Source organism: Streptomyces sp. NPDC030296 (assembly GCF_055572815.1).
This window is the reverse complement of sequence record NZ_JBVICQ010000002.1, coordinates 882,105-905,590: the sequence shown is the minus strand read 5'-3', so window position 1 is coordinate 905,590 and position 23,486 is coordinate 882,105. Positions and strand designations below refer to the sequence as shown.

Genomic DNA, 23,486 nt, shown 5'->3' with positions numbered 1-23,486 from the left:
CTCACGGCACCCGCTGAAGGGGGACTTGCGGCGGGCCCCGCCGCGCCGTGCCGGGCCGCCGTCCGCTCAAGCCGTGCTTCAGCGCCGCTCCCTACGGTCCGGGCGGTGCTGCCCTCGGGTGAGCGGCGGCGAACACCGAAGGAGGTGCCATGGAGCTCCCGGTTCGGCTGCGGCAGGCCCGCTCCGCACTACTGCTGATCTTCCTCGTCCACGGCGCGGTCTTCGCCCTGCTGGTCACCCGCATCCCGGCGATCCAGGACCGGTACGGACTCAGCGACGGCGAGCTCCCGCTGGCCCTCGCGGCCGTCCCGGTCCTGGCCGGCGTCGGCACGGTCACCGCCTCGCGGGTGGTCCGCCGGGTCCGCCCGCACGTCGTGGTGCGGATCGTGCAGCCGCTGATCTGCCTGGCGCTGGCCGGGGTGGGCGCGGGCCAGAACGTCTGGCAACTCGCCGTCTGCCTGGTGGCCTTTGGGCTGCTGGTGGGCGCCATGGAGGCCAGCCTGAACATGACCGGCGTGGGGATCCAGCGCGGCTACGGCCGCAGCATCATGCTGGGCTTCCACGGCGCCGCGAGCCTCGGCGGCATCCTCGGCGCCGCCCTGTCCTGGGCCGGTGCCCACTGGCACCTCTCGCTGTTCACCGTCTTCGCCTCCTCGGTCGTCATGCTGCTCCCGGCCGCGGTGGCGGCCGGCCCCCGTCTCGACGCGCGCCCGGACGGACCGGGTGCCGGGAGCGGCGGTCCTTCCGCCGCCCCGACCACCGCCGGGAAGCCCGAGGCGCGGCCGACCGGCCGGCGCGGCGTCCCCTGGAAGCCGCTGCTGCCGCTCTGCCTGATCATGGCCGTGTCCGTCGTCGCGGACTCCACCGCGACCAACTGGAGCGCCAAGTTCCTGGAGGACACCCTCAACAGCTCGGAGGCGATGGCGACCGTCCCGTACGGCCTCTACATGGTGGCCACCCTGCTGGGCCGCGCGCTCGGTGACGGCTGGGTGCAGCGGTGGGGGGCGGCGGCCGTGGTGCGGGCGGGCGCCGTGCTCGCCGCCCTGGGGTTCGCCGTCGTCGCCGCGGCGCCGGAACCCCTGACGGCCGTCCTCGGTTTCGCCGTGCTGGGTGTGGGGCTGTCCGTGATCATCCCCCAGGCCCTCGTGATCGGCGCGCAGCGGCTGCCGGGGGCCGAGGACACCGCCGTGGCCCGCGTCAGCCTCTTCAACTACGTGGGCTTCCTGATCGGCCCACCCCTGGTCGGGGCCGTCGGAGCGGCCGTCTCCTACCGCGCGGCCATGTGCGTGCCGCTGCTGCTGGTGCTGTGCGTCCTGCTGGTGGCCCGTTCCCTGGCCGCGTCGAACCCGGCCGGCTCCTCCGCCCGCGCCCCGCGCTCCGAGGCGCCCAGAACCCCTGTCGGCTGACGGCGCCGCGCGTCCCCCGGCGCGGCGCCCACCCGGTCGTGCCCCGGCTGCCCGAACGGCAGCCGGGGCACGACCGTTCCCGCCACCGCCCACCGACGCCCCGTCCCGTCCTCTCGACCTTCGTTCCGTCCTTTCGCGCCCGCCCCGTTCCCGCCCCCGGTCTTTAGTCGGGCCAAAGCGTCAGGGCCGACGATCCCGGCAGGGCGGATCCCAGGAGCCCGGCCGTGCGGCCCGGCTGCCCGGTCATCCATGGGTGAGCCAACCGACGATGGGAGAACCATGCGCTGGGAAAGCGTTTACGTGGCGGGGACGGGGGCCTGGCTCCCCGAACCGTTCTCCGCCCGCGCCGCCGTGGAGGCGGGTGAGTACGACCCCGAGCAGTTCGAGGCGGACGGCCTGCTGTCCGTACGGGTGGCCGGTGAGGACGTCCCGCCACCCGACATGGCGGTGCAGGCCGCCACCACCGCGCTCAAGCGGTCCGGTCTCGCCCCGGAGACCGTACGTCTGCTGCTGCACAACTACGTCTGGTTCCAGGGCCAGACCATGTGGCCCGTGGCGTCCTACGTCGCCGACCACGCCGTCCACTGGGGCGTGCCCGCGTTCGAGGTGAAGCAGGAGTGCAACGCGGCCGTCGGCTCGCTGGAGCTGGCCGCCCGGCAGCTGACCACCGAACAGGACGAGGCCGCGGTGGTGCTCACCACCGCCGACCGCTTCGCCGAGCCGCTCATCAACCGCTGGAACGCGGAGGCGGGCCTCGTCTACGCCGACGGCGGCACCGCCCTGGTCCTCTCCAACCGCGACGGCTTCGCCCGCGTCCTGTCGACCGTGACCCGCGCCGACAACCGCATGGAGGCGCTGGCCAGGGGAGCGGGCCTCACCCCGCTGCCCACCCAGGAGCCGTACGACCACGCCGACCGCTTCGCCCACTACCTGCGCTCCCGCGGCGGCAACATCCGCGAGGCCACCGACCGGCTGATCGCCATGGTCAAGGGCGCCGTCGACGACGCGCTGGCCGAGGCCGGGACCACCCCGGACGAGCTGGCCCACGCCGTCATCCCGACCGGCGGCCGCAGCAAGATGCAGTGGCAGGCCGAGCAGCTGCTGGGGGTGCCCGAGGAGCGCACCACCTGGGAGTTCGGCCGCCGCACCGGACACCTCGGCGCCGGCGACCAGTTCGCCGCGCTGAACGACCTCGCCGAGACCGGGGCGCTGCGCCCGGGCGACCGCGTGCTGATGCTCTCCGCGGGCCCCGGCACCGCCAGTTGCGCCGTCCTGGAGATCCTCCGCACACCGGGCTGGACGACCCCGGCCGCCGATCCGCAGACACCCGAGGAGCAGCGATGACCGCGACCGTGATCGGAACCTTCCCCGGCACGGCAATGATCGACAACGCCGTGGGCACCGACACCGCCCCCCGGGTCGACAACGCCGCGGAGGTGTTCCTCACCGCCGCCGTCGCCCGGCACCCCGACGCCCCCGCCGTGCGGGACCGCTACGGCGTGTGGACGTACGCCGAACTCGACGCCGCCGCCGACTCCTTCGCCAGGGAACTGCACCGCCGCGGCATCCGTCCCGGCGACCGGGTGCTCGCCCGCGTCGACAGCGTCAAGGAGTTCACCGCCCTGCTCTACGGGACCTGGCGCGGCGGCGCCGTCCTGGTGCCGATCAACCCGGGCATGAAGGCCTTCCACCTCCAGTCGGTGATCGCCGACGCCGAACCCTCGCTGATCGTCGTCCAGGATGCCGAGCGCGACGGTGCCGACGGCCTGAGCTGGCCGTCCGAGGTGCCGGTCGCCGTCGTGTCCGAGCTGGACCTGTCCGGTCCGGCCGACCCGGCCGCCCGTACCCAGACCGAGGTGCCCGCCGACCGGCTCGCCCTGCTCATCTACACCTCGGGCAGCACCGCGGCGCCCAAGGGGGTGGCCTGCCCGCACGGGCCCGTGGCGTTCGCCGCCCGCGCCATCCAGGCCCGGCTGAACTACCGCGCCGACGACATCGTCCTCACCGCCGTCCCGCTCTCCTTCGACTACGGCCTCTACCAGGTCTTCCTCAGCGCGCTGTCCGGCGCCGAACTGCTGCTGTCGGGCCCCGCCGACCACGCCCGGCTCCTCGGCTTCGCCCGGGACCACGGCGCGACCGTCGTGCCCCTCGTGCCGTCGCTCGGCGAACTCCTCGTCAAGCTCGCCTCCCGCGACCCGCGGCCCACCCGGATCCGCCTGTTCACCAACACCGGCGCCGCCCTCAACGCCCCGCTCATCGCCACCCTGCGGGAGACCTTCCCCGGCGCGTCGGTCGCCCCCATGTACGGCACCACCGAGTGCAAGCGGATCACCATCCTGGAGCCCGACGGCGACCTGGCCCGCCCCGGCTCGGTGGGGCCCGCGCTGCCCGGCACCGAGGTGCTCGTCGTCGACGACGACGGCCGGCCGCTGCCGACCGGGGAGACCGGCGAGATCGTGGTGCGCGGCCCGCATGTCATGGCCGGCTACTGGCGGGCCCCGGAGCAGACCGCGCTGCGGTTCCGGCCGGGTGCCGACGGCGGCCCGGTCACCCTGCACACCGGTGACTACGGCCGGCTCGACGCGGACGGCCACGTCTACTTCCAGGGCCGCAGGGACGACCTGTTCAAGCGGCGCGGCTCGCGCATGAGTTCCGTCGAGATCGAGGCCGCCGTCCTCGACATCGACGGCGTCCGGGAGGCGGCGCTCCTCGTCCCCGAGGAGGACCGCGACATGGTCCTGTTCGTCGTCGGCGAGACCCCGGACGTCACCGGCGAGCAGGTGCTGGCCCGGCTCGGGGACCGTCTGGAGGCCGCGAAGGTGCCGGACGTCTGCCATGTCCTGCCCGCGCTCCCGCTCACCCCCAACGGCAAGACCGACCGCAAGGAGCTGCGCCGGCGGCTCATGGAGGGCACCGATGGCCACTGACCACGACCGCACCGGGCACCCCGCCCACGACCTGACGGCCCGCCGGCTCGTCGAGCAGTACGGCAGCCCCCTCTACATCTACGACCTGGCCCGCGTGCGCGCCTCCCTGGAGGACCTGCGGGCCGCCCTGCCCCAGCCGTGCCGCGTCTACTACTCCCTGAAGGCCAACTCCCATCCCGATCTCGTCGCCGAGCTGCGCCGGGGCGGGGCCCGCGCCGAGGTCACCTCGCGCGGGGAACTCGCCGCGGCCCTCGAAGCGGGCCACCCGGCGGCGGAACTGATGTACTCCGGCCCCGGCAAGGTGCCCGCGGAGCTCGACGAGGCGATCGCGGCGGGGATGCGCACCTTCTCCGCCGAGTCCTTCGGCGACCTGGAGCGGATCGGCGCCGCCGCCGACGCCCAGGGGGTCACCGCGGACTGCGTGCTGCGGATCAACGCCGCCGGGGCACCCGGCCAGGCCGGGCTGCGGATGACCGGCGGCCCCTCCCAGTTCGGCTTCGACCTCGACGACCTGGCCGAACACGGGGCGCGGCTCCTGGTGAAGGGCGTCCGAATCATCGGGATGCACTTCTTCCCGCTCACCAACTCCCGGGACGAGGACGGCCTCATCGCCGAACTCGCCCAGAGCGTGCGCACGGCCGCCCAGCTCCGGGAGGAACTCGGCATCCCCCTGCACCTGCTGGACCTCGGCGGAGGCTTCGCCGCCCCGTACGCGAACCCCGGCGAGCGACCCGTGTACGGCAGGCTGCGCACGGCCCTGACCGCCGTGCTCGACGAGCACCTGCCGGGCTGGCGGGACGGCGAACCGGTGATCGCCTTCGAGTCCGGGCGCTATCTCATCGGCGACAGCGGCCGGCTGGTGGTCACCGTCACCGACGTGAAGAACAGCCGTGGCAGCACCTACGCGGTCCTCGACTCCGGCATCAACCACCTCGGCGGCCTGTCCGGCCTCGGCCGGCTGCTGCCCCTGTCCGCCCAGCCGCTGTCGGACACCGACCGGCCCGAGGACACCGCCGACGACCGGGAATCGGCCATCGTGACCCTCGCCGGCCCGCTGTGCACCCCCGCCGACATCCTCGCCCGCGCGGCCGAACTGCCCGGGCTGCGCGCGGGCGACCTGCTGGCCTTCCCCAACGTGGGCGCCTACGGGCTCTCCGCCAGTCTGCTCGGCTTCCTCGGCCACCCGGCGCCCGCCGAGATCGTCGTGGACGGCGGCGAGACCGTCTCCGCCACCCGCCTGGACCTGCGGCGCCACAGCGTCGCCCCCCACACCGGATCCCGTACGGAGGACCTCACCACCATGACCGAGACGACCACTCAGGCGGCTCCCGCCGCGGCGGACGAACCGGCCGCCCCCTGGGACGCGACGTTCGAGGCGCTGCTGCTGGAGGCCCTGCCCCGGCTCGCCGCCAAGGGCGAACTGCGGGCCGACAGCAGCCTCAAGGCGGCGGGCCTCGACTCGCTCGCCATGGTGGAGGTCCTGGTCCGCGTGGAGGAGACGTACGGCATCGCCGTCCCCGACTCCGAGCTGATGGCCGACACCTTCGCCACCCCCGCCTCCCTGTGGCGTGTGGTGGCCGCCCTGCGGGAGCAGTCCGTCGGCTCGGCCTGACCGCCGGCGAACGGAGAGGAGAGCTCATGCAGTGGGAAGGTGTGTACGTCGCGGGGACGGGGGTGTGGCTGGGCGCACCCGAGGACGCCCGGTCGGCCGTGGAGTCCGGCGCGTACGACGCGGAGCAGTACGCGGCGGACGAGATCGTCTCCGTCTCCGTCGCCGACGAGTCCATGGCCCCACCGGACATGGCCGTCCACGCCGCGACGACCGCGCTCAAACGGTCCGGGGTGGACGCCTCCGACGTGGATCTGCTGATCCACAGCGGCATCTGGTTCCAGGGCGTCGAGATGTGGCCCGCCGCCTCCTACGTGGCCGGCCACGCGCTCGGCCGCGGCGTGCCCGCGTACGGGCTGGAGCAGGAGTGCAACGGCGGCCTCGGCGCGCTGGAGATGGCCGCCCGCCAGGTCGCCGCGCGCCCGGGCAGCGGAGCCGCGATGGTCACCACCGCGGACCGTTTCGGGGCGCCCCTGGTGCGCCGCTGGAGCAGCGAACCCGGATTCGTCTACGGCGACGGCGCCACCGCGCTGCTGCTGTCCGCGCGGGGTGGCTTCGCCCGTCTGCTGTCCACGGCCACCGGCGCCGACAACTCCCTGGAGGCCGTGGTGCGGGGCCCCGGACTGCGCCCCCTGCCGTCCGGTGAACCGCTGGACCTGCTGGGCAGGGTGGGGCACTACATGCGCACCCACGGCGGTGTCCGGGAGGCCACCGAGCGGGTCGCGGCGGTGGTGAACGGCGTGGTGGACACCGTGCTGGCCGACGCCGGCATGGCCAGGACGGACGTCGACCGGGTGGTGACCCTCTCCAGCGGACGCAGCCGGCTGGAGTGGCAGGTGCCGCAGCTGCTGGGCATCCCCGTGGAGCGCGCCACCTGGGAGTTCTCCCGCACAGTGGGACACCTGGGCGCCGGCGACCAGATCGCCGGCTTCAACGACCTGCTGGAACGCGGGGAGTTGGCCGCGGATGACCGGGTGCTGTTCGTCGGCGGCGGCTCCGGGTTCAGCTGCACCTGCGCCGTCGTGGAGATCCTCGACGCACCGCGGTGGGAACCCTTCCGCGGCGGCGGGCGGTGACGGACCGTCACACGCGTGACCGGGTGCGCGGGCGGGCAGGACCCGCCCGCCACCTGCGGCTTCAGCGGCGCTCCAGCGGCCCGCCGCATACTGCGTTGTTCGATCGCTCGTGACGTACGGCCGGTCCCCACGACCGATCCGGCCGTGCGCCTCGACACCGAGGAGAAATACATGGTGATGACCGAGTCCACCAACGCCACGAGGAGTTCCACCCCCGTCCCGCTGCGCGTCGCCTGGGGCGCGCTGGCGGCCTTCCTGCTGCTCTGGGACCTCTTCGAGGTGCTCAAGCACATGGGCTGGGTGATCCCGGGGGCCTTCCTCGGCGCCGTCCTGCCCTTCCTCCCCCGGCTCGCCGGGCTGGGCCAGGCCCACGAGCCGGGTCAGCTGGCTCCCCGGGCCGTCCCCCTCCACAACATCCTCAACCGGGCCCTGATCCCGTTCGCGATCATGGTCGTCTTCTCGTTCCTGGGGGACGGCCCCGAGGACATCGCGGCCCCCTTCACCTTCGGCATGAGCTGGCTCACCTCCATCGCGTTCGCCCGCGCCCTCGGCTTCGGCCTGCGGACACCGGACGGCTGGCAGCGCTGAACCGGCGCCCTCTCCCAGGCCCGCAGCCCTTCCCACGGGGCCGCGGGCCTGTTCCGTGCCCGGGGCCCGCGCCCGGTCCGGTACAGGGAGCCTTTATCGCTGCACAAGGCGGTCCTGCGACTGTCGGCTGACAGCCCGACATGTCTGTGAACCGAAGTAGCCCTGGAGGCCACACGATGGACACCGCCTCAGTGCCCCCCGCCGGGACCGGGACCGATAGCGAGACCGAGTACGAGTACCCCTTCCACCGCCCCTCGGCGGTGGAGGTGCCCCCCGTCTACGAGGAGCTGCGCGCCAAGTGCCCGGTGGCCAAGGTGAGGCTGCCCAGCGGCGACGAGGGCTACGTCGTCAGCAGGTACGACGACGCCCGCGTCGTGCTGGCCGACCCCAGGTTCAGCCGGGCGGCGATGCTGGCCGAGGGCGCCCCCCGCCTCACCGCGGCCCCGCCCATGCCGGGCAGCCTGTTCACCATGGACCCGCCCGAGCACACCCGGGTGCGCAGGCTCGTCTCCCGCGAGTTCACCGCCCGACGTGTGCAGAACCTCCGCCCGCGCATCCAGCAGCTGACCGACGAGCTGCTGGACGACATGGAGAAGCTCTCCCCGCCGGTCGACCTCAACCCGGTCTTCGCGTTCCCCCTGCCGGTGATGGTCATCTGCGAACTGCTCGGCGTGCCCTTCGAGGACCGGGACCGATTCCGCGGCTGGTCCGACGCGTTCGTCTCCCTCACGGCGCACACCGCCGACGAGGTGATGGAGCAGCGGATGTCGATGGTCCAGTACCTCGCCCAGCTGGTCCAGCGCAAGCGCGAGGAGCCCGCCGACGACCTCATGAGCGCCCTGGTCGCCGTGCACGACGACGACGGTGACCGGCTGAGCGAGCACGAGCTGATCACCATGGGCATCACCCTGCTGGTCGCCGGGCACGAGACCACGGTCAGCATGATCGGCAAGTGCGTCCTGACCCTGCTGCGCCACCCCGAGCACCTGGCCGCCCTGCGGGAGCGCCCGGAGAGCATCGACCAGGTGGTGGAGGAGCTGCTGCGCATCAACCCCATCGGTGACGGCGGCCCGTTCCGCATCACCCTGGAGGACGTCGAGATCGCCGGCACCACCATCCCCAAGGGCAGCGGTGTCATCGCGGCGGTCGCCTCCGCCAACCAGGACCCGGAGCGCTTCGGGGCGGACTCCGGCGCCTTCGACCCGGCGCGGCCCTCGGCCAGTGCCCACCTGGCGCTCGGCCACGGCGCGCACTTCTGCCTGGGCGCGGCCCTCGCCCGCGCGGAGCTGCAGATCGCCGTCTCCTCGCTGATCCGCCGCTTCCCCCGGCTGGCCCTGGCCGACGACGTCGACAACCTCAGCCTCACCAGCGGCATGATGGTGCACGCCCTGAGCCGGATGCCCGTCACCTGGTGACCTCCGCCGGCATCGCCGGCCCACAGACCGCTGCCCGGGTCCCCTGCGAGGGACCCGGGCAGCGGTCTGTGGTGGGCGCGCCGCGCTCAGGGGCGCCGAGCCGGCTGCCGCACCACGCGCGGGGCCACGACCGGACCCGGCTCCTGCACCTGGAAGTACGCCCTCGCCAGCACCTTCTGCTGGAGCGCACGGTTGCGGTCCACCACCCGGTAGAGGGACCGGCGGGCGAGACCGCCGAGCCGCCCGTCGAGCGCGAACAACCGCTCCTGGCGCAGCTGGAGGGCACGGGAGCGGCGTACGGCCTCCTCCCGCGAGGACTGGAACGTCTCGCAGGCCCGAACCAGCGCGGCCGCGCTGTCGTCGGCGAGCGCCTCGCCGACGAGCGGCGCCAGCGTCACCGCGTCGATGATCGCGTGGTTCACGCCCTGACCGAGGATCGGCGTCAGGGTGTGCGCCGCGTCGCCCATGAGAACCAGACCGGGCATGGACCAACGCGGCACCACCGTGGTGAAGATGTCCAGCATCGAGGTGTCCGACCAGGCCCGCACCTCCTTGCGCACGGTGTCCGACAGCTCCGGGGCGAGCCGGTCCAGCCGCTCGTGCAGCGCGCCCAGCCCCTGGGCGCGCAGGTCCTTCAGGCCCCCCTTCGGGATGTTGAGGCCCACGCGCACGCTGTCCGGATGGGTGGGGATGAACAGCCCGTGCTCACCGCCCCGGATGCGGATGCGGTACGTGTGGCTGTCCCACTCCTCGGGGAAGGGCAGCCGCAGCCAGATGACGTCCCGGTCCAGCGGCTGCTTCTCGTACGCCAGCCCGGACATCTCCCGGACCTTGCTGAACCGTCCGTCGGCCGCGACGGTCAGCGCGGCCCGCACGACCAGCTCGCCGTCGGGGGTGCGGGCGCGCACACCGGTCACCGGGCCGCTGTCGCCCTGCTCCCGGAGCAGGCCGACGGCGGTGGCGGACTGACGCAGCGTGAAGCCCGGGTGCGCACGCCCGGCGTCGGCCAGGGCGGACAGCAGAGCGGGCTGCGGCAGTTCCACCGGGTAGGGGTGGGGGTAGCGGAAGTCGGAGAAGTCGACGCCCAGCACGGTGCTGCCGGAGTCGATGATCTCCATGTGGTGCATCTGCGCGTAGGTTCCGTCGAGCCGGTCGAGCAGACCGAGCCGGTCGAGCAGCCACACCGAGTCCGGGGACACCGACTCGCCGCGGAAGGACCGGTTGAAGTGTCCGCTCTGCTCCAGAACCACCACCGACACGGAACGCTTGGCGAGCTCCACGGCCAGAGTGAGCCCGGCCGGCCCCCCTCCGACCACGCACACCTGTGCGGTCAGCTCTGCTGTCATCGTTTTTGCTGCCTCTCCAGCGGAGTCATGGTCGGTCGATGGTGGGACCGCGGGCTAAAGCTCCCCTTGCAGCGACCGCTCCGCGCCCGGCTACCCGGACATGCCCCTGACGCCGGAGGACTCCACCCTGGTCTTCAGCGCGTCGGTGAGGTGGCGGAACCCCTGCTCGGACGGCGTGATGATCGAATCCGTGAACGGCACCAGCAGCCCGCTGAACCGCTCCGTCTGCACCACGTGGGTGCCGCCGTCGCGCGGGATCAGCTCGAAGCTGTGCACCCCGTCGAAGACACCGGGCACGCCCAGCCGGCCGCGCCAGCGCAGCAGCCGCCCCGGCTCGCTCTCCAGCACGGTCGGCCGGAACACCATCTCCCGCCCGCTGCCGGGCAGTCGGAAGCGCAGGGTGAGCCGGGCACCCGGCTCGGCCCGGCCTGCGGCCTCGACGAGGAAGGGGTTCCATTCGTGGAACCGTTCGAAGTCGGTGAGCACCGACCACACCCGGTCGACGGTGCTGTGGATGTGCACGGCTGACGAGATACGGCGCATGACATTCCTTCCGGGACGGACTGCGGTGAACACGGGCGCGAGGAAGCGGCCCCGTGACGGTCGTACGGACGAAGAGGGCGGGAGAGGGGGAGAGAGAGGAGGAGAGAAGGGCGGGAGGCGGCGGGACGGGGCGGGGCACGGGGGCGGCCGGTGTTCCGGCGGCGCGGGGCCGGGCCTGCGGGGCGGTGACGGTGCGGGGTGGGGGCACGGTGGCGGGGCACGGTGGCGTGGCGGCGGGCAGGGCGGCGAGGGCAGGGCGAGCCGTGAAGGGCCTCGGGAGGCCGACGCTACCGGCCGCACCCGGACCGGCGCGGTTCGCGGGCCTCCGGCTCTAGCACGACCTTAGCGCCGGTCAGCAGGGTCCCCTCCGGACGCTTCAGTGAGAATCCAGCGCCCTGCCCGACGCTTGGCGTACGCGTCCCGCCCCCCACGGGCGCGAAGGAAGGAAAACCCATGTTCTCGGCTCTGGGCTCGGCCCTGCACCGCCGGCGGATCGTCGTGCTCCTGCTGACCCTCCTGGTCACCGCCCTGGCCACCGTGTACGGCGGCACCGTGGAGGAGAGGCTCTCCAACGGCCTGTCCGACTACGACGACCCGGGCGGCGGCAACGTCGCGGCCCGCGAGATCATCGAACGGGCCACCGGCATCGATCCCCAGCAGGGCCACCTGCTGCTGGTCCGCACCGATGAGCGGCTCGACAAGGACACCGCCCCGCCGAAGGCCGTCACGGCCGCCGCGGAGCTCCTGCGGTCCCGCCCCGAGGTCGAGCAGGTGGTCGACTACACCTCCCCGGACGGCGCCGCGCTCATCTCCCGCGACGGACGCAGCACCGTGGTCGTCGGCGCCACCGGCTCCATGACGGACCAGGAGAGCGCCCGGGCCGTGGAGGGCCTCCAGAAGGCCATCGACGACGATCCCACCCTGCGCGGCCACACCTGGCTGGGCGGCGCCACGCCCGGTCACGTCCAGGTGGCCGAAGTGTCGAGCACCGACCTGGCGCAGGCCGAACTCCTCGCCACCCCGGTGATCCTCGTGGTGCTCTTCCTGGTCTTCCGCGGACTGGTCGCCGCGCTGATCCCCCTGCTGGGCGGCATCGTCTCCCTGCTGCTCACCATGGCGGGTCTGCGCGTCGCCACCGAGTTCATGAACGTCTCCACCGGCGCGACGAGCCTCGCCTTCGCCCTCGGCCTCGGCCTGTCCATCGACTTCGGACTGCTGCTCGTCTCCCGCTACCGCGAGGAACTCGCCGAGCACGGACCGGGCGCCGAGGCCGTCCTGCGGACCGTCACCACCGCCGGCCGCACCGTGCTGTTCAGCGCCCTCACCGTGGCCGCGGCCCTCGCCGCGCTGATGGCCTTCCCGCAGCCCTATCTGCGGTCCATGGGCCTGGCCGGCGTCATCACCGTGGTGTCCGCGGCCCTGTTCGCCCTCCTCGGACTGCCCCCGCTGCTCGCCCTGCTGGGCAAGCGGGTCAACTCCCTCGCCCCGCGCCGCTGGCAGCGTACGGCCGGTGCCGCCCGCGCCACCGAGGGACGCTGGTACCGCGTCGCGCAGGCCGTGATGCGCCGCCCCGCGGTGTTCGCGCTCGCCGCCACGGCCGTGCTGCTGCTCATCGCCTCGCCGCTGCTGGGCGTGCGCTTCACCGGAGTGGACCCCACCCTCCTGCCCGAGGAGACCAGCGCGGGCCGGGTGGCCGCCGTGCTCGACGAGGACTACGACGCGAGGGCCACCTCGCCCCTGCAGATCGTGCTGGAGACCGACGGCGCCCCGGACACGTCCCGGCTCGCCGACTACACCGAGCGGATCGGCGCCGTTCCCGGCGTCAAGTCGGTGGGCACCCCCGTCGAACTCGACGACCGGTACTGGGAGATCGACGCCGTCCTCGCCGAGGACCCCCTGACCGACTCCTCCAAGGACGCCGTCGAGGCCGTGCAGGACCTGGCCGCCCCGTACCCCGCCCGGTACACAGGCCGGACCGCCGACTTCCTGGCGCAGCGCCAGAGCATCGCCGACAGCCTGCCCCTGGCCGGCGGCATCCTGGTCGTCGTCACCCTGCTGCTCCTCTTCGCCTTCTCCGGCTCGGTGGTGCTGCCGCTGAAGGCCCTCGTGATGAACCTGCTGTCCACCGGCGCCGCCTTCGGTTTCCTGGTGTGGGTGTTCCAGGACGGCAACCTCGGCTTCGCCCCGCAGACCGGGCTGGAGGCCACCACACCCGTCCTGGTCTTCGCGCTCGCGTTCGGCCTGTCCACGGACTACAACGTCTTCCTGCTGAGCCGTATCAAGGAGGCCAGGGCCCAGGGTCTGGACAACCGCGAGGCGGTCGCCCAGGGCCTGTCCCGCACCGGCGGGATCGTCACCTCGGCCGCGGTCCTGTTCTGCATCCCGGTGGGCGCGCTCGCGATGGCCCGGCTGGTGTTCATCCAGGAACTGGGTCTCGGCGCGGCGTTCGCCGTCCTCATCGACGCGACGGTGGTACGCGCCTTCCTCGTCCCCTCCCTGATGGCCCTCCTCGGCGCGGCCAACTGGTGGGCCCCGTCCCCCCTGCGCGCACTGCACCGAGCCCTGCGCCTCGACCGGATGGAACACGCCGCGGAGGACACCGCCGCGTCCACCCCGGCCCCCGACAAGACGGCCGCGCCCGTCGGCTGACAGCCCGGCCGCCCTTCGGCGGCGCCCCCTCGGCCCCCCTCGGCCGCCCCCGGCCCGTCCCCAGGTCGGACGGGGGCCGGCCGGGGCCGGTCGGAAAGGTCACCACCACCGCCCCACCGCCCACCGCCACCACCGCCCACCGCCCCCACCGCCCGACACGACGAAAGGCCGTCCGCCCATGCCGAAGGTCACCCAGGCCCACCGGGACGCCCGCCGGCGGCAGATCCTGGACGCCGCCCGCACCGTGTTCGCGGAGAAGGGGTTCGCCCAGTCCTCCACCGGTGACATCGTGGCGCGCTCCGGACTGTCCGCCGGTGCGCTCTACCACTACTTCCCGAGCAAGGACCACCTGATCCAGGCCGTGTGCGAGGACGCGATCCACACGGCCCTGGACGACGTCACCTCGTCGAGCCTGCCCGAGTCGCCGGAACGCGTCCACGGCACCGGTGACGGGCGGGAACACGCGCGGCTGATGGCACAGATCTGGGGCGAGGCGGCCGTCTCGCCCCGGCTGGCCGAACGGGTCCGCCACCACCTGGCGACGGCCCACGCCAAGGCCACCGATCTCATCCGCGTGGAACGCACCGTCCGCGGCGTCCCCGCCGACCCCGACGCCACCGGAACGGCCCACGTCCTCCTGGCCCTCCTCACCGGCTACACCCTGCGCCTGGCCATGGGCGACGAGGAGAGCCCCGACGCGTTCGTCCGGGCGATAGACACGATCATCAAAACCCCCTGACCACCGGCCTCACCGCACGACCCCCACGGCCTCCGTGCCACCGCCGCGCGCGGGGGCGGGCCGGCCGGGGGCCGTGGGGTCAGCCGGTGCTGGTCGAACGGGCCGTCGGCGGGGGTGGATCGACTGGCCAACCGTGGGTCAGTCGGCGGCCGTGGGAGCAGGCCGGCGGTTGGGCGGGCCGGCGAGGTCCGCCTCACCCGCGCCGCGTCCGCCCTGGACCCGCGCCCCCCGGCCGCCGCCCACGACCGCCTCAGCGACGCCGTCACCGGTTGATCGTCACGGCTGCGGGTCGACGCCCACGAACGGCGGCTGACCCCACGACCGGCCGCTCACCCCACGCCCCCGCCCGGCCCGCCCGTACGCGGGCACCGCGGGCGTGGCTGGGCCGCGTCGGTCAACCCGTGGCCGCGTCGGTCAACCCGTGGCCGTGTCGGTCAACCCGTGGCCGCGTCGGTCAACCCGTGGCCGTGTCGGTCAACCCGCCGTCGTGGGGGTCAGCCCCAGGTCCACCGCCGCCTTGCGTAGGGCGTCCGTCACCGCTGCGACCAGGGGCTCGGGGCCCGAGCGGGAGGCTCGGTGCACCGCGGCGATGCGGCGGTGGCCCGCCACGGGGGCCGACGGAAGGGCGACGGTCTCGGCGGGGGCCCCGGAGAGGGCCAGCGTCGGGACGACGGCGGCGCCGAGCCCCGCCCGGACCAGGGCGAGGACGGTCGGGAACTCCCGGCCGACATGGGCGCGTCGGGCGGTGAAGCCGTACTCCGCGGAGATGCGCTCCAGGGCGCGCCCGCACGCGGTGTCGGACGGCGCCGCCACCCAGGGGCGCTCGGCGAGATCACGCACCGAGCGGGGCGGCGGTGACCAGTCCGCCGGGGTGATCACCCGGTACTCGTCGTCCGCGACGGGCGTGGACGCCAGATCGCGCCACTGCTGGTCGGGGTCGGGATCCGCGCCGTCGTACTCGACGACCAGCACGTCCAGGCCTCCTGTGCGCAGCTCCCGCAGGGCGTCGGCGCCCTCGGCCTCGATGACGCGCGGTTCCAGGCCCGGATGGGTGCGGGCGAGGGCGGCGAGGGCCGGGACCAGGAGGTGGCACACCGCCGAGGAGAACGCGGCGACCGCCACCGGGCCGGTCGCCCGGCCGGTGAGTTCGGCCAGCTCGCGGCGTGCCTCGGCCAGCTCCTGCTCGATGCGTTCGGCGCGAGCCGCCAGCAGCCGCCCCGCCGGTGTCAGCCCGGCCCGGCGGCGCGAGCGGTCCACCAGCGGACGGCCGACCTCCCGCTCCAGCTGCGCGAGATGCTGCGAGACGGCCGACGGCGTCAGATGCAGCACCTTCGCGGCGTCCACCACACCGCCGCGCAGCGCCACGGCGCGCAGGACGCGCAGGCGGCGGGGGTCGAGTTCCATAAGCGGCACTGTAGCTCCGCTTCAGTAATCCTTGCTTGTGGTGAAGTGCCACTGCATGGAGGATCGGCCCATGAGCGAGAACGACGAGCAGTGGCGGATCCGGTTCGACGCCGAGGTGACGTTCGGCAACGGCGGCGGACTGCAGACGCAGGGCTTCATGCTGGACGTGCCCGGGCCGGAGATCGGTGACGGAGAGCTGGCCGAGCTGTTCGTCCGGCATCTCGGGCTGCTCATGGTCGACAAGGTGCGGGTCAGCGGCCGGGAGGCGGTGCGGGAACCGCACAAGGGGTCACGCGGCACGAGCGGCGAGGGCCGCCGGACCGCGGACGGCAGGGAGAGCGGCGCGCGGGAGGCGGGCGCCGCGCCCGGCGCGGACGGTGAGCGGAGGCGGGAACGCCGCCGGATCGTCGACCTCAGCCACACCATCCGGCACGGGATGACCACGTACCCCGGACTGCCCGGCCCCGAGATCGGCGAGCACCTCACGCGGGACGCGTCCCGCGACCACTACGCGCCCGGCACCGAGTTCGCCATCGGCCGCATCGCGATGGTCTCCAACACGGGCACGTACCTGGACAGCCCCTTCCACCGCTTCAGCGGCGGGCACGACCTGGCCGGGCTGCCGATCGGCACGTTCACCGACCTCGACGGCCTCGTCGTCCGCGTGCACGACGCCGGACGCCGGGCCGTGGACCGGGCGGCGCTGCTGCCGTACGACGTCACGGGGCGGGCCGTACTCATCCACACCGGGTGGGACCGGCACTGGGGCACCGACCGGTACGGCCACGGCCACCCCTACCTGACGGCGGACGCCGTGGCCTGGCTGGTGGACCAGGGGGCGGCCCTGGTCGGCATCGACTCCCTCAACATCGACGACACCGACGACGGCACCCGTCCCGCCCACACCGGGCTCCTCGCCGCCGGCATCCCCGTCGTGGAGCACCTGCGCGGCCTGGAGCAACTCCCGCCACAGGGCTTCCGCTTCCACGCCGCGCCACCGGCCGTCGAGGGAATGGGCACGTTCCCCGTACGGGCGTACGCGCTCCTCGACGACGACATCGACGAGAACGACCGGGACGGCCGCTGAAATACCGGGTGTGCGGGACGGTGCGGGATGCCTAGGCTGAGCCGGTGACCGCCCTCGACATCCAGCACGTGGACGGTGCCGCAGGCGACGAGCAACTCGAAGCCTGGCGGTACGTCCACAACACGATCATCCCCGCGCACGTCCTCTCCCTGGACGACGTCCGCGAGCGCGCCACCCGCAACCACCTCGAACTGGCCTACGCGGACGGCGAGTTGATCGGCAACTCCACGGTCCGCCCGCCCGGCGGGGACGACGCCACGGCCACGGTCATCGCCCGCGTCCTCGCCGAGCACCGAGGCCGCGGACACGGCGGGCACCTGTACGAACGCGCGCTCCGGAAGGCACGCGAACTGGGCGCCCGGGTCATCGAGACCTGCGTCCTGGAGTCCAACGAGACCGGCCTCCGCTTCGCCGAGAAACACGGCTTCGTACAGATCGACCGCTACCGACTGGACGGCGACACGACCTGGTGGATCGACCTGCGGCTGGCCGGGTAAGCGGCCCGGCCGCCGGGCTCACAGGGCGCCCGCGATGTCCAGCGCCGCCACGTAACCGAAGGTCATCGCGGGCCCGATCGTCGAGCCGGCCCCCGCGTAACTGCGGCCCATCACCGCGGCGCTGGCGTTGCCCGCCGCGTACAGGCCGCGGATCACCGAGCCGTCCGGGCGCAGCACGCGGGCGCGGGCGTCGGTGAGGAGCCCGCCCTTGGTGCCGAGGTCGCCGGGGACGATGCGCAGGGCGTAGTACGGCGGCAGCCACAGTGGCGCCAGGCAGGAGTTGGGCTGCACGGACGGGTCCGTGTAGTAGTGGTCGTAGGCGCTGTCGCCGCGCCCGAAGTCGGCGTCGTCACCCTGCCGGGCCAGGGAGTTGAAGCGGTCGACGGTGGCGCGCAGCGCGCCCGCGGGGACGCCGATCGCCGAGGCGAGCGCGTCCAGCGACCACGCCTTGTGGACGGCCCCCGCGTCGTACCAGTCGGCGGGGAACGGGAACGTCGGCACGATGTCCTTGAACAGGTACCGGTTGCGGTAGTTCTGGTCGACGATCAGCCAGGCCGGGATGTGCCGGGCGGACGGGGTGTCGCGCTCGTACATCGTGTGGACGACATCGCTGTACGGCCCGGCCTCGTTGACGAACCGGGCACCCGCCGCGTTGACCAACAGACCACCGGGGAGCGTGCGTTCGGCGAGACAGAACCACGGCTGCCCCGGTGTGGCGACGGCCGGCCCCCACCAGGCGTCGTCCATCAGCGCCACGTCGGCGCCCGCGCGCTGCCCGGCGCGGATACCGTCGCCGGTGTTCTCCTTGGCGCCCACGGACCAGTGGGCGATGGGCGGCTCCTGGTACTGCTCGCGCATGGCGGCGTTGTGCTCGAAGCCGCCGGAGCCGACGATGACGCCGCGTCGGGCGCGCAGCAGCCCGGGGGCGCCGGCGCGGGTGACGACGGCCCCGGTGACCGCCCCGTTCTCGATGTGCAGGTCGGTCAGCGGGGTGTCGAGCCACACCGGTACGCCGGCGGAGAGGAGCCCGGCGCGCAGTCCGCCCGCCAGGGCCTGGCCCATGGTGAGCGGCTTCTGCCCGAGCAGCGCGGCCTTGGTGCCCCGCGCGAGGCACTCGGTGGCGACGGCGAGCCCCTTGGCGCTCACGGCGGTCAGGGCGAGCCACTTGTAGTCGGCGCTGAAGACGACCATGCCGGGCGGGGTGGCAAGGTACGCCGCGTTCAGCCGGGCGAGTTCGGCGCCGAGCACGTTCCCGTCGAGCTGGTCGGGCTCGATGGAGCGGCCGTTGGGCAGACCTCCGGGCAGCTCCGGGTAGTAGTCGCTGTACCCCTCCATCCAGCGGAACCTGAGGGGGCTGTTCGCCATGACGAAGGAGAGCATGGCGGGGCCGTGGTCCAGGAACGCCTTCTGCCGGTCGGCCGGCACGTCGTCGCCGACCACCGCCGCGAGGTACTGGGCGGCCTTGGCCGGGGTGTCGGGCACACCGGCGGCCTTGATGACGCTGTTGTTGGGCAGCCAGATCCCCGCGCCGGAACGGGCCGCCGACCCCCCGAAGGTCGGCGCCTTCTCCACGACGACACAGCTCAGCCCCTTCCTGGCCGCCGTCAGCGCGGCGGTCATCCCGGCGGCACCGGAGCCGATGACGACGACGTCGTAGGTGCCGAGCAGGGGAGGGGCGGCGGCGGATTCCGCCGCGACGGCCGTACCACCGAGCCCCCCGGCCGCGACGGCGGCCCCGGCCCCGGCGGCGGCCCCGAGCACACGCCGCCGCGACGGGGCGGCGGCCGGTACGGTCGTACGTCTGTGGGGGTCCGCGCTCTTGGACATGCAGGTCGCTCCAGCCTGGTGAAGGGGTGGGTGGCCGTGCTGTTCGCCCGGCGGACACACGTCTGCCGTGCGTCCCGGGTGGGGTGCGGAGCCTCGAATCTGACGGGCGGGGATGGCGAAGTCAAGGCACGCGTCGGTCCTATCGACCTCCGGCTCGCCCCGACTCCGCCGACGCGGTCGGGGCGATGGGCCCCGGCGTTGCGTCCGCAGTCGTCGGTCTTGCTCTGTCCGGTGGTGGAGCCCGGCGGTCCGGGAAGTGCGTAGGGGCGGATGCGGTGCACGAGCACCCCCGCTCCCACGCCCGTCCTTGAGACGGCGTCCGTCAGACCGCCAGTGGCTCCAGATCGCGATAGACCCGGCGTTCCCGGGAGACGAGGTGGAAGATGCCGTTGTCCTCACCCAACTGGCGGCTCTGCCGGGTGAGTTCCGCGATCGTCTCCGCGCGCAGGCGCTCCGCCTCCTCTGTCCGGCCGAGCCGTCGCAGCGTCAGGGTGGAGTTGGCGACGACACCCAGCGCCTCCGGATGGTGCGGGCCGAGTACCTGCTGGAGCGCGGCCCGGGCCCGCTCCTCCAGCGCCCACGCCTCCTCGTACCGGCCCTGTTCGGCACAGATGTTGGCGTAGTTGGCCTGGCAGAAGAGCGTGTGCGGATGCTGGTCGCCCAGCACGTCCCCCATCCGGTGCATCACGCGCTGGAACACCGCGTCCGCCTCCTCGACGTCCCCGCAGGCCCAGTGGTAGATGCCGAGGTTGTTGAGCGCGGCCTGGGTGTACGGATGCTCTTCCCCGGGCACCCGCACGTACTCGGCCAGCGCGGCCAGCGCGATCCGGCGTGCCTCCTCCCGCTTGTCGTCGGCGTACAGGTCCGCCGCCCAGTTCAGGTCACAGGCCAGGGAGTCCGGGGTATGGGCGTCGTACTGCTTGTGGTACTGCTCCCTGGTCGCCCGCGTCAGCCGCTTCGCGTTCTCGAAGTCCCCCGCTCGTCTCAGCGACACGGCAAGCGACTTCGCGCAGCTGAGGGTGCCGGGGAAGTTCTTGCCCAGCACCCGTTTGTGCGCCTCGTACGCCTCCGACAGCAGGGCCACCGAGTCCGTGTAACGGCCCACTTCGCGCAGGTCACGGCCGAGGCTCGTGGCGGACGACAGCGTGTACGGGTGGTCGGGGCCGAGGACGTCCTTGCGGCGGCCGTAGGTGTCCTGGTCGATGTCCCGGGCGTCGTCGTAGCGGCCGACCATCCGCAGCGCCAGCGCGAGGTTGTTCGCGGCGCTCAGCGTCCGCGGATGCGCTTCGTGAAAGATCTGGCTGAACCCCTGGTGGGCGTCGCGGGCGAGCTCCACCGCGTTGCGGTACTCGCCGAGGGCCGCGTAGTCACTGGCGAGGGACGAGGTGGTGATGTACGTGTGGGCGTCGGACGGGCCGAGGACACGGCGCTGGTGTTCCACGAGGTCTTCGTCGATCGCCTTGGCCTCCACGAAACGCCCCTGGGAACGCAGGACGTTGGCGAGCTGGCCCCGCAGGTACAGATGCTGCCGGTCGTTCTCGCCGAGCGTCTGCCGCCAGTGCACCAGCAGTTCCTCGGCCAGGCGCTGGGCGTCCGGGAAGGCGCCGCGCTTCCACAGGTAGCGGATGCGGTCGATGAGCAGTCGGCGGGGTTCGACCTCGGTGCAGTCACGGATGTCCGACGGACGCAGATGGGGCCAGATGCCCTCGAAGAGCGGCCACGTACCGGGGTCGTCGGTGGGCTCGTCGACGTCGGGGCGGGCGCCCGCCAGGACGGTGTGGACGACGTGCCGGGCGCGCCGCTGCTCGTCCACGGTGAGCTGGGAGCGGATCACGGCCTGGACCAGACGGTGGATCTGCACGCTGTTGCTGACCTGGTCGACCTTGGCGAGGGCCAGGCGGGCTATCTCGCGGATCACCCGGCCCAGCATCAGGTTCTCCTGGAGAGCGGGATCGACCTTCCGTAGCTCGTCGCGCATCTCCTTGCTGTACAGCAGCCGGGAGGAGATCGGCTCGGGAGCCATGAACGCGCACAGCTGGAGGAGCCGCACCGAGGCAGGGGAACGCTCCGCCAGGCGGGCGATCGAGATGTTCCAGGTCGCGGCCACCGTCATCGGGTAGTCGGTGGGCTGGTTGAGGTCCAGGACGTGGGTGGTCTGCTCGGTGAGTTCGCGCAGGTACTCCTCCACGGGGGTGGCCGTCTCGGCGAGCCAGGCCGCCGCCTGCTCCACGGCCAGCGGCAGGTCACCGACCGCCTCCGCGACCCGGTCGGCCTCCTCGCTGCTCAGTCCGGGCGCCCGCAGTGAAAGATGCTCGATGCTCTCCTGACGCAGGAACACATCGACCGTCAGTGAGGCACCCCGGTCGGCCCAGGACTGGTTGCGGGAGGTGACGAGGATGTGCCCGCCGCCGCCCATCGGGAAGAACGGCGAGAGCACTCCGGGGTCGTCCGCGTTGTCGAAGACCAGCAGCCAGCGCGTGGTCGGCACTCCCCGGGCCAGCATCTGTACCGCTTCCTGGCTGGCCAGCGCCATGTCGTCGCCGCCGGGCGCACCGATCCTGGAGCCGAGCAGGGCGAGCGAGTCCACGACGTTGTCGACATGCTCGGCGGAGATCCACCACACCAGGTCGTAGTCGGCCATGAACCGGTGCACGTACTCCAGCGCCAACTGGGTCTTGCCCACGCCTCCGAGCCCGAACAGCGCCTGCGGACGCGGCAGTACGACGGACATGCCGCCGCGGAGCTGCTCCCGCAGTTCGTCGAGGATGACGCCGCGCCCGGTGAAGGTGGTGTTGCGCTGGGGGGCGTTCCAGATGGCCGGTGCCCGGCCCGGGAAGCGAGGGTCGGACGCTCCGGTGGCCACGGGCTCCGCCCGCAGGCCCAGGGCCTCCAGGAGGGCCCTGGCACCGTCCGTCTCGTCCATTCGGTGCAGGTCGACCAGGTCCGAGGTGTGGCCGGTCGGCCGGACGTCGTCCACGCGCGCGTGGGCGGAGACGGCGGCGGGTGCGTTCTGCAGGGTGCGGGTGAGGACACGCCGTACCGACTCCGCGTTGCGGGACTTCTGGAAGGCGTGCGACAGCAGGAACAGCACACGGGTCTCCGCGCCGGGCCTCTCCTCGGGTTCGGTGGCCACGTCGTGCAGGGCCACCCGACAGCCGGCCCGTTTGAGCACACCTTCGGTCCACTCGGCCCACATACGGTTCTCCGCCGCGTACGCCACGAGGACATGCACTGTCTGCGTCGCCGGCGACTGCCGTGTGAACGCCTCCAGACAGCGCAGCCGTACCGGTTCGGGCACCGGCGGCAACTGGGTGACCTCGCCGTCGGAGAGCACCGCTGTCAGCCGTTCGAAGGCCGAAAGCAGGGAGTTCGCGATGCCGCTCTTGTCGCCGACGGTGGCGAGAGTCTCCTCGTAGGCGTAGTACGGGCGATAGGGGATCTCCACCGTGCCCCAGTACGCGGTCTGCTCCTCCGGGCTCAGCTCCTGCCCGTCGGCTCCCTTGGGCAGCCCGTCGAACTTCAGCCGGGCCAGCGCTCGCCCCGCGTCGACCTTCTCCTTCTCGCCCTCGTCGATCCGCATCGGCACGGGCAGCACCCGGATGCGCCGCTTGCGGTAGCCCATGGCCACGGTCTGCGCGACGGCGGCGGCGCCGTCCAGCGCCTGGCCGCTGAGCGTGAAGCAGTCCACGAGCACGTCGGGCATCTGGATCGTGCAGATGTCCGCGTTGTCGGACAGGCCCGTGCGGCTGTCGATGAAGACGTAGTCGTACGACGCCTTCATGTCGTCGCGCAGCGCGTCCAGGAACAGACCGCCGCCGAGCCGTTCGTAGAAGTTGTCCCACTCGAACGAGGAGACGGTCGCCGAGTAGTCCCGGTTCTGCCGTCCGGCGGACAGGAAGTCGAGCGTGCCGCCGTCCGGGAAGGACAGGCCGAACCGCTCGGGTTCGAGGGAGACGGCGTGGTCCTCGACACGGGCGTAGTCCAGGTGCCACGGCCCGGGACGGGGTTCGCCCGTGGTGGCCGCCCAGGAGTACTCGGTGATGATGTCGATGACACCTGAGGTCGCGGCCAGCGCGTTGGGGTCGAGGAACGGTTCGAAGAACCGGTGCAGGCCCGGCGCCTCCAGGTCCCAGTCGACGGCCAGCACGCGCTTGCCGTTGGCCGCGAGGATCCAGGCCGTGTTGGCCAGGGCCATCGTGCGGCCCGTTCCGCCTTTGTACGAGTAGAAGGTGATGATGCGTCCGCCGGGCCGGGCCGTCATGCTTCTCCTCGGGGGTCGGGACCCGCGGTGGTGTACGGCGGGTAGGGGCCCGGCGATCCGGAAGTCGGTGCGGCGGCCGCGATCCAGGATCGACGGGAGGGTGCGCTCGAGC

General features: G+C 73.1%; 16 protein-coding genes. 11 read left to right on the top strand and 5 right to left on the bottom strand.

The genetic code is table 11. The features are described 5' to 3' along the window. Window positions 1–149 precede the first annotated feature (149 nt). The 7 genes from ACZ4Z3_RS07920 (at window position 150) to ACZ4Z3_RS07890 (ending at window position 9,021) form a co-directional block, all read left to right on the top strand. A complete protein-coding gene (locus ACZ4Z3_RS07920) occupies window positions 150–1,406 on the top strand; it encodes an MFS transporter (RefSeq protein ID WP_468500177.1) in 1,257 nt (418 codons plus the stop codon). Between the two features lie 279 nt (window positions 1,407–1,685). After that, window positions 1,686–2,750 (top strand): ketoacyl-ACP synthase III family protein, encoded by a 1,065-nt coding sequence (locus ACZ4Z3_RS07915; RefSeq protein ID WP_468500176.1) that lies wholly within the window; start codon window positions 1,686–1,688, stop codon window positions 2,748–2,750. After that, window positions 2,747–4,333 carry a class I adenylate-forming enzyme family protein gene (locus ACZ4Z3_RS07910; protein ID WP_468500175.1) on the top strand — a complete coding sequence of 529 codons (1,587 nt, stop codon included), beginning with the start codon at window positions 2,747–2,749 and terminating at the stop codon, window positions 4,331–4,333. The genes ACZ4Z3_RS07915 and ACZ4Z3_RS07910 overlap by 4 nt, the downstream gene beginning before the upstream one ends. Continuing rightward, window positions 4,323–5,945, top strand: a complete 1,623-nt coding sequence (locus ACZ4Z3_RS07905) for a phosphopantetheine-binding protein (protein WP_468500174.1) — start codon at window positions 4,323–4,325, stop codon at window positions 5,943–5,945. Before ACZ4Z3_RS07910 ends, ACZ4Z3_RS07905 begins: the two co-directional genes overlap by 11 nt. Window positions 5,946–5,971: 26 nt before the next feature. Then, window positions 5,972–7,018, top strand: a complete 1,047-nt coding sequence (locus tag ACZ4Z3_RS07900; protein WP_468500173.1) for a ketoacyl-ACP synthase III family protein — start codon at window positions 5,972–5,974, stop codon at window positions 7,016–7,018. Window positions 7,019–7,189: 171 nt separating this feature from the next. Next, window positions 7,190–7,606: a hypothetical protein gene (locus tag ACZ4Z3_RS07895; protein ID WP_468500172.1), complete on the top strand. Its 417-nt coding sequence runs from the start codon at window positions 7,190–7,192 to the stop codon at window positions 7,604–7,606. A 176-nt stretch (window positions 7,607–7,782) separates the two neighbouring features. After that, window positions 7,783–9,021 carry a cytochrome P450 gene (locus tag ACZ4Z3_RS07890; protein WP_468500171.1) on the top strand — a complete coding sequence of 413 codons (1,239 nt, stop codon included), beginning with the start codon at window positions 7,783–7,785 and terminating at the stop codon, window positions 9,019–9,021. A gap of 86 nt (window positions 9,022–9,107) precedes the next feature. Here the strand turns inward: ACZ4Z3_RS07890 and ACZ4Z3_RS07885 are convergent, their stop codons facing one another. Both ACZ4Z3_RS07885 and ACZ4Z3_RS07880 read right to left on the bottom strand, forming a co-directional pair. Then, window positions 9,108–10,367, bottom strand: a complete 1,260-nt coding sequence (locus ACZ4Z3_RS07885; RefSeq protein ID WP_468500170.1) for an FAD-dependent oxidoreductase — start codon at window positions 10,365–10,367, stop codon at window positions 9,108–9,110. Between the two features lie 90 nt (window positions 10,368–10,457). Next, on the bottom strand, window positions 10,458–10,910 hold the full coding sequence (locus ACZ4Z3_RS07880; protein ID WP_468500169.1) for an SRPBCC family protein: 453 nt from the start codon (window positions 10,908–10,910) through the stop codon (window positions 10,458–10,460). A gap of 453 nt (window positions 10,911–11,363) precedes the next feature. Here ACZ4Z3_RS07880 and ACZ4Z3_RS07875 point away from each other — a divergent pair, with 453 nt between their 5' ends. Beyond that, complete coding sequence (locus tag ACZ4Z3_RS07875; RefSeq protein ID WP_468500168.1) at window positions 11,364–13,559, top strand: MMPL family transporter; 2,196 nt, start codon at window positions 11,364–11,366, stop codon at window positions 13,557–13,559. Between the two features lie 178 nt (window positions 13,560–13,737). Continuing rightward, window positions 13,738–14,298: a TetR/AcrR family transcriptional regulator gene (locus ACZ4Z3_RS07870; RefSeq protein ID WP_055715662.1), complete on the top strand. Its 561-nt coding sequence runs from the start codon at window positions 13,738–13,740 to the stop codon at window positions 14,296–14,298. A gap of 474 nt (window positions 14,299–14,772) precedes the next feature. Here ACZ4Z3_RS07870 and ACZ4Z3_RS07865 read toward each other — a convergent pair whose 3' ends face one another. After that, entirely contained in the window at window positions 14,773–15,702 is a 930-nt protein-coding gene (locus ACZ4Z3_RS07865; protein ID WP_468500167.1) for a LysR family transcriptional regulator, read from the bottom strand. Between the two features lie 70 nt (window positions 15,703–15,772). Here ACZ4Z3_RS07865 and ACZ4Z3_RS07860 point away from each other — a divergent pair, with 70 nt between their 5' ends. Together ACZ4Z3_RS07860 and ACZ4Z3_RS07855 are read left to right on the top strand one after the other, a co-directional pair. Beyond that, window positions 15,773–16,789, top strand: a complete 1,017-nt coding sequence (locus ACZ4Z3_RS07860) for a cyclase family protein (protein ID WP_468500166.1) — start codon at window positions 15,773–15,775, stop codon at window positions 16,787–16,789. Between the two features lie 44 nt (window positions 16,790–16,833). Next, window positions 16,834–17,286: a GNAT family N-acetyltransferase gene (locus tag ACZ4Z3_RS07855; protein WP_468500165.1), complete on the top strand. Its 453-nt coding sequence runs from the start codon at window positions 16,834–16,836 to the stop codon at window positions 17,284–17,286. Window positions 17,287–17,304: 18 nt separating this feature from the next. Here the strand turns inward: ACZ4Z3_RS07855 and kstD are convergent, their stop codons facing one another. Next, on the bottom strand, window positions 17,305–19,113 hold the full coding sequence (gene kstD / locus ACZ4Z3_RS07850) for a 3-oxosteroid 1-dehydrogenase (protein ID WP_468500164.1): 1,809 nt from the start codon (window positions 19,111–19,113) through the stop codon (window positions 17,305–17,307). A gap of 322 nt (window positions 19,114–19,435) precedes the next feature. Further along, window positions 19,436–23,374, bottom strand: coding sequence for an FxSxx-COOH system tetratricopeptide repeat protein (fxsT, locus tag ACZ4Z3_RS07845; protein WP_468500231.1), 3,939 nt, complete (start codon window positions 23,372–23,374; stop codon window positions 19,436–19,438). Window positions 23,375–23,486 lie beyond the last annotated feature (112 nt).

Coding starts and splice junctions, on each gene's coding strand:
- ACZ4Z3_RS07920 (WP_468500177.1), top strand. CDS start 150: ATGGAGCTCCCGGTTCGGCTGCGGCAGGCCCGCTCCGCACTACTGCTG.
- ACZ4Z3_RS07915 (WP_468500176.1), top strand. CDS start 1,686: ATGCGCTGGGAAAGCGTTTACGTGGCGGGGACGGGGGCCTGGCTCCCC.
- ACZ4Z3_RS07910 (WP_468500175.1), top strand. CDS start 2,747: ATGACCGCGACCGTGATCGGAACCTTCCCCGGCACGGCAATGATCGAC.
- ACZ4Z3_RS07905 (WP_468500174.1), top strand. CDS start 4,323: ATGGCCACTGACCACGACCGCACCGGGCACCCCGCCCACGACCTGACG.
- ACZ4Z3_RS07900 (WP_468500173.1), top strand. CDS start 5,972: ATGCAGTGGGAAGGTGTGTACGTCGCGGGGACGGGGGTGTGGCTGGGC.
- ACZ4Z3_RS07895 (WP_468500172.1), top strand. CDS start 7,190: ATGGTGATGACCGAGTCCACCAACGCCACGAGGAGTTCCACCCCCGTC.
- ACZ4Z3_RS07890 (WP_468500171.1), top strand. CDS start 7,783: ATGGACACCGCCTCAGTGCCCCCCGCCGGGACCGGGACCGATAGCGAG.
- ACZ4Z3_RS07885 (WP_468500170.1), bottom strand. CDS start 10,367: ATGACAGCAGAGCTGACCGCACAGGTGTGCGTGGTCGGAGGGGGGCCG.
- ACZ4Z3_RS07880 (WP_468500169.1), bottom strand. CDS start 10,910: ATGCGCCGTATCTCGTCAGCCGTGCACATCCACAGCACCGTCGACCGG.
- ACZ4Z3_RS07875 (WP_468500168.1), top strand. CDS start 11,364: ATGTTCTCGGCTCTGGGCTCGGCCCTGCACCGCCGGCGGATCGTCGTG.
- ACZ4Z3_RS07870 (WP_055715662.1), top strand. CDS start 13,738: ATGCCGAAGGTCACCCAGGCCCACCGGGACGCCCGCCGGCGGCAGATC.
- ACZ4Z3_RS07865 (WP_468500167.1), bottom strand. CDS start 15,702: ATGGAACTCGACCCCCGCCGCCTGCGCGTCCTGCGCGCCGTGGCGCTG.
- ACZ4Z3_RS07860 (WP_468500166.1), top strand. CDS start 15,773: ATGAGCGAGAACGACGAGCAGTGGCGGATCCGGTTCGACGCCGAGGTG.
- kstD (WP_468500164.1), bottom strand. CDS start 19,113: ATGTCCAAGAGCGCGGACCCCCACAGACGTACGACCGTACCGGCCGCC.
- fxsT (WP_468500231.1), bottom strand. CDS start 23,374: ATGACGGCCCGGCCCGGCGGACGCATCATCACCTTCTACTCGTACAAA.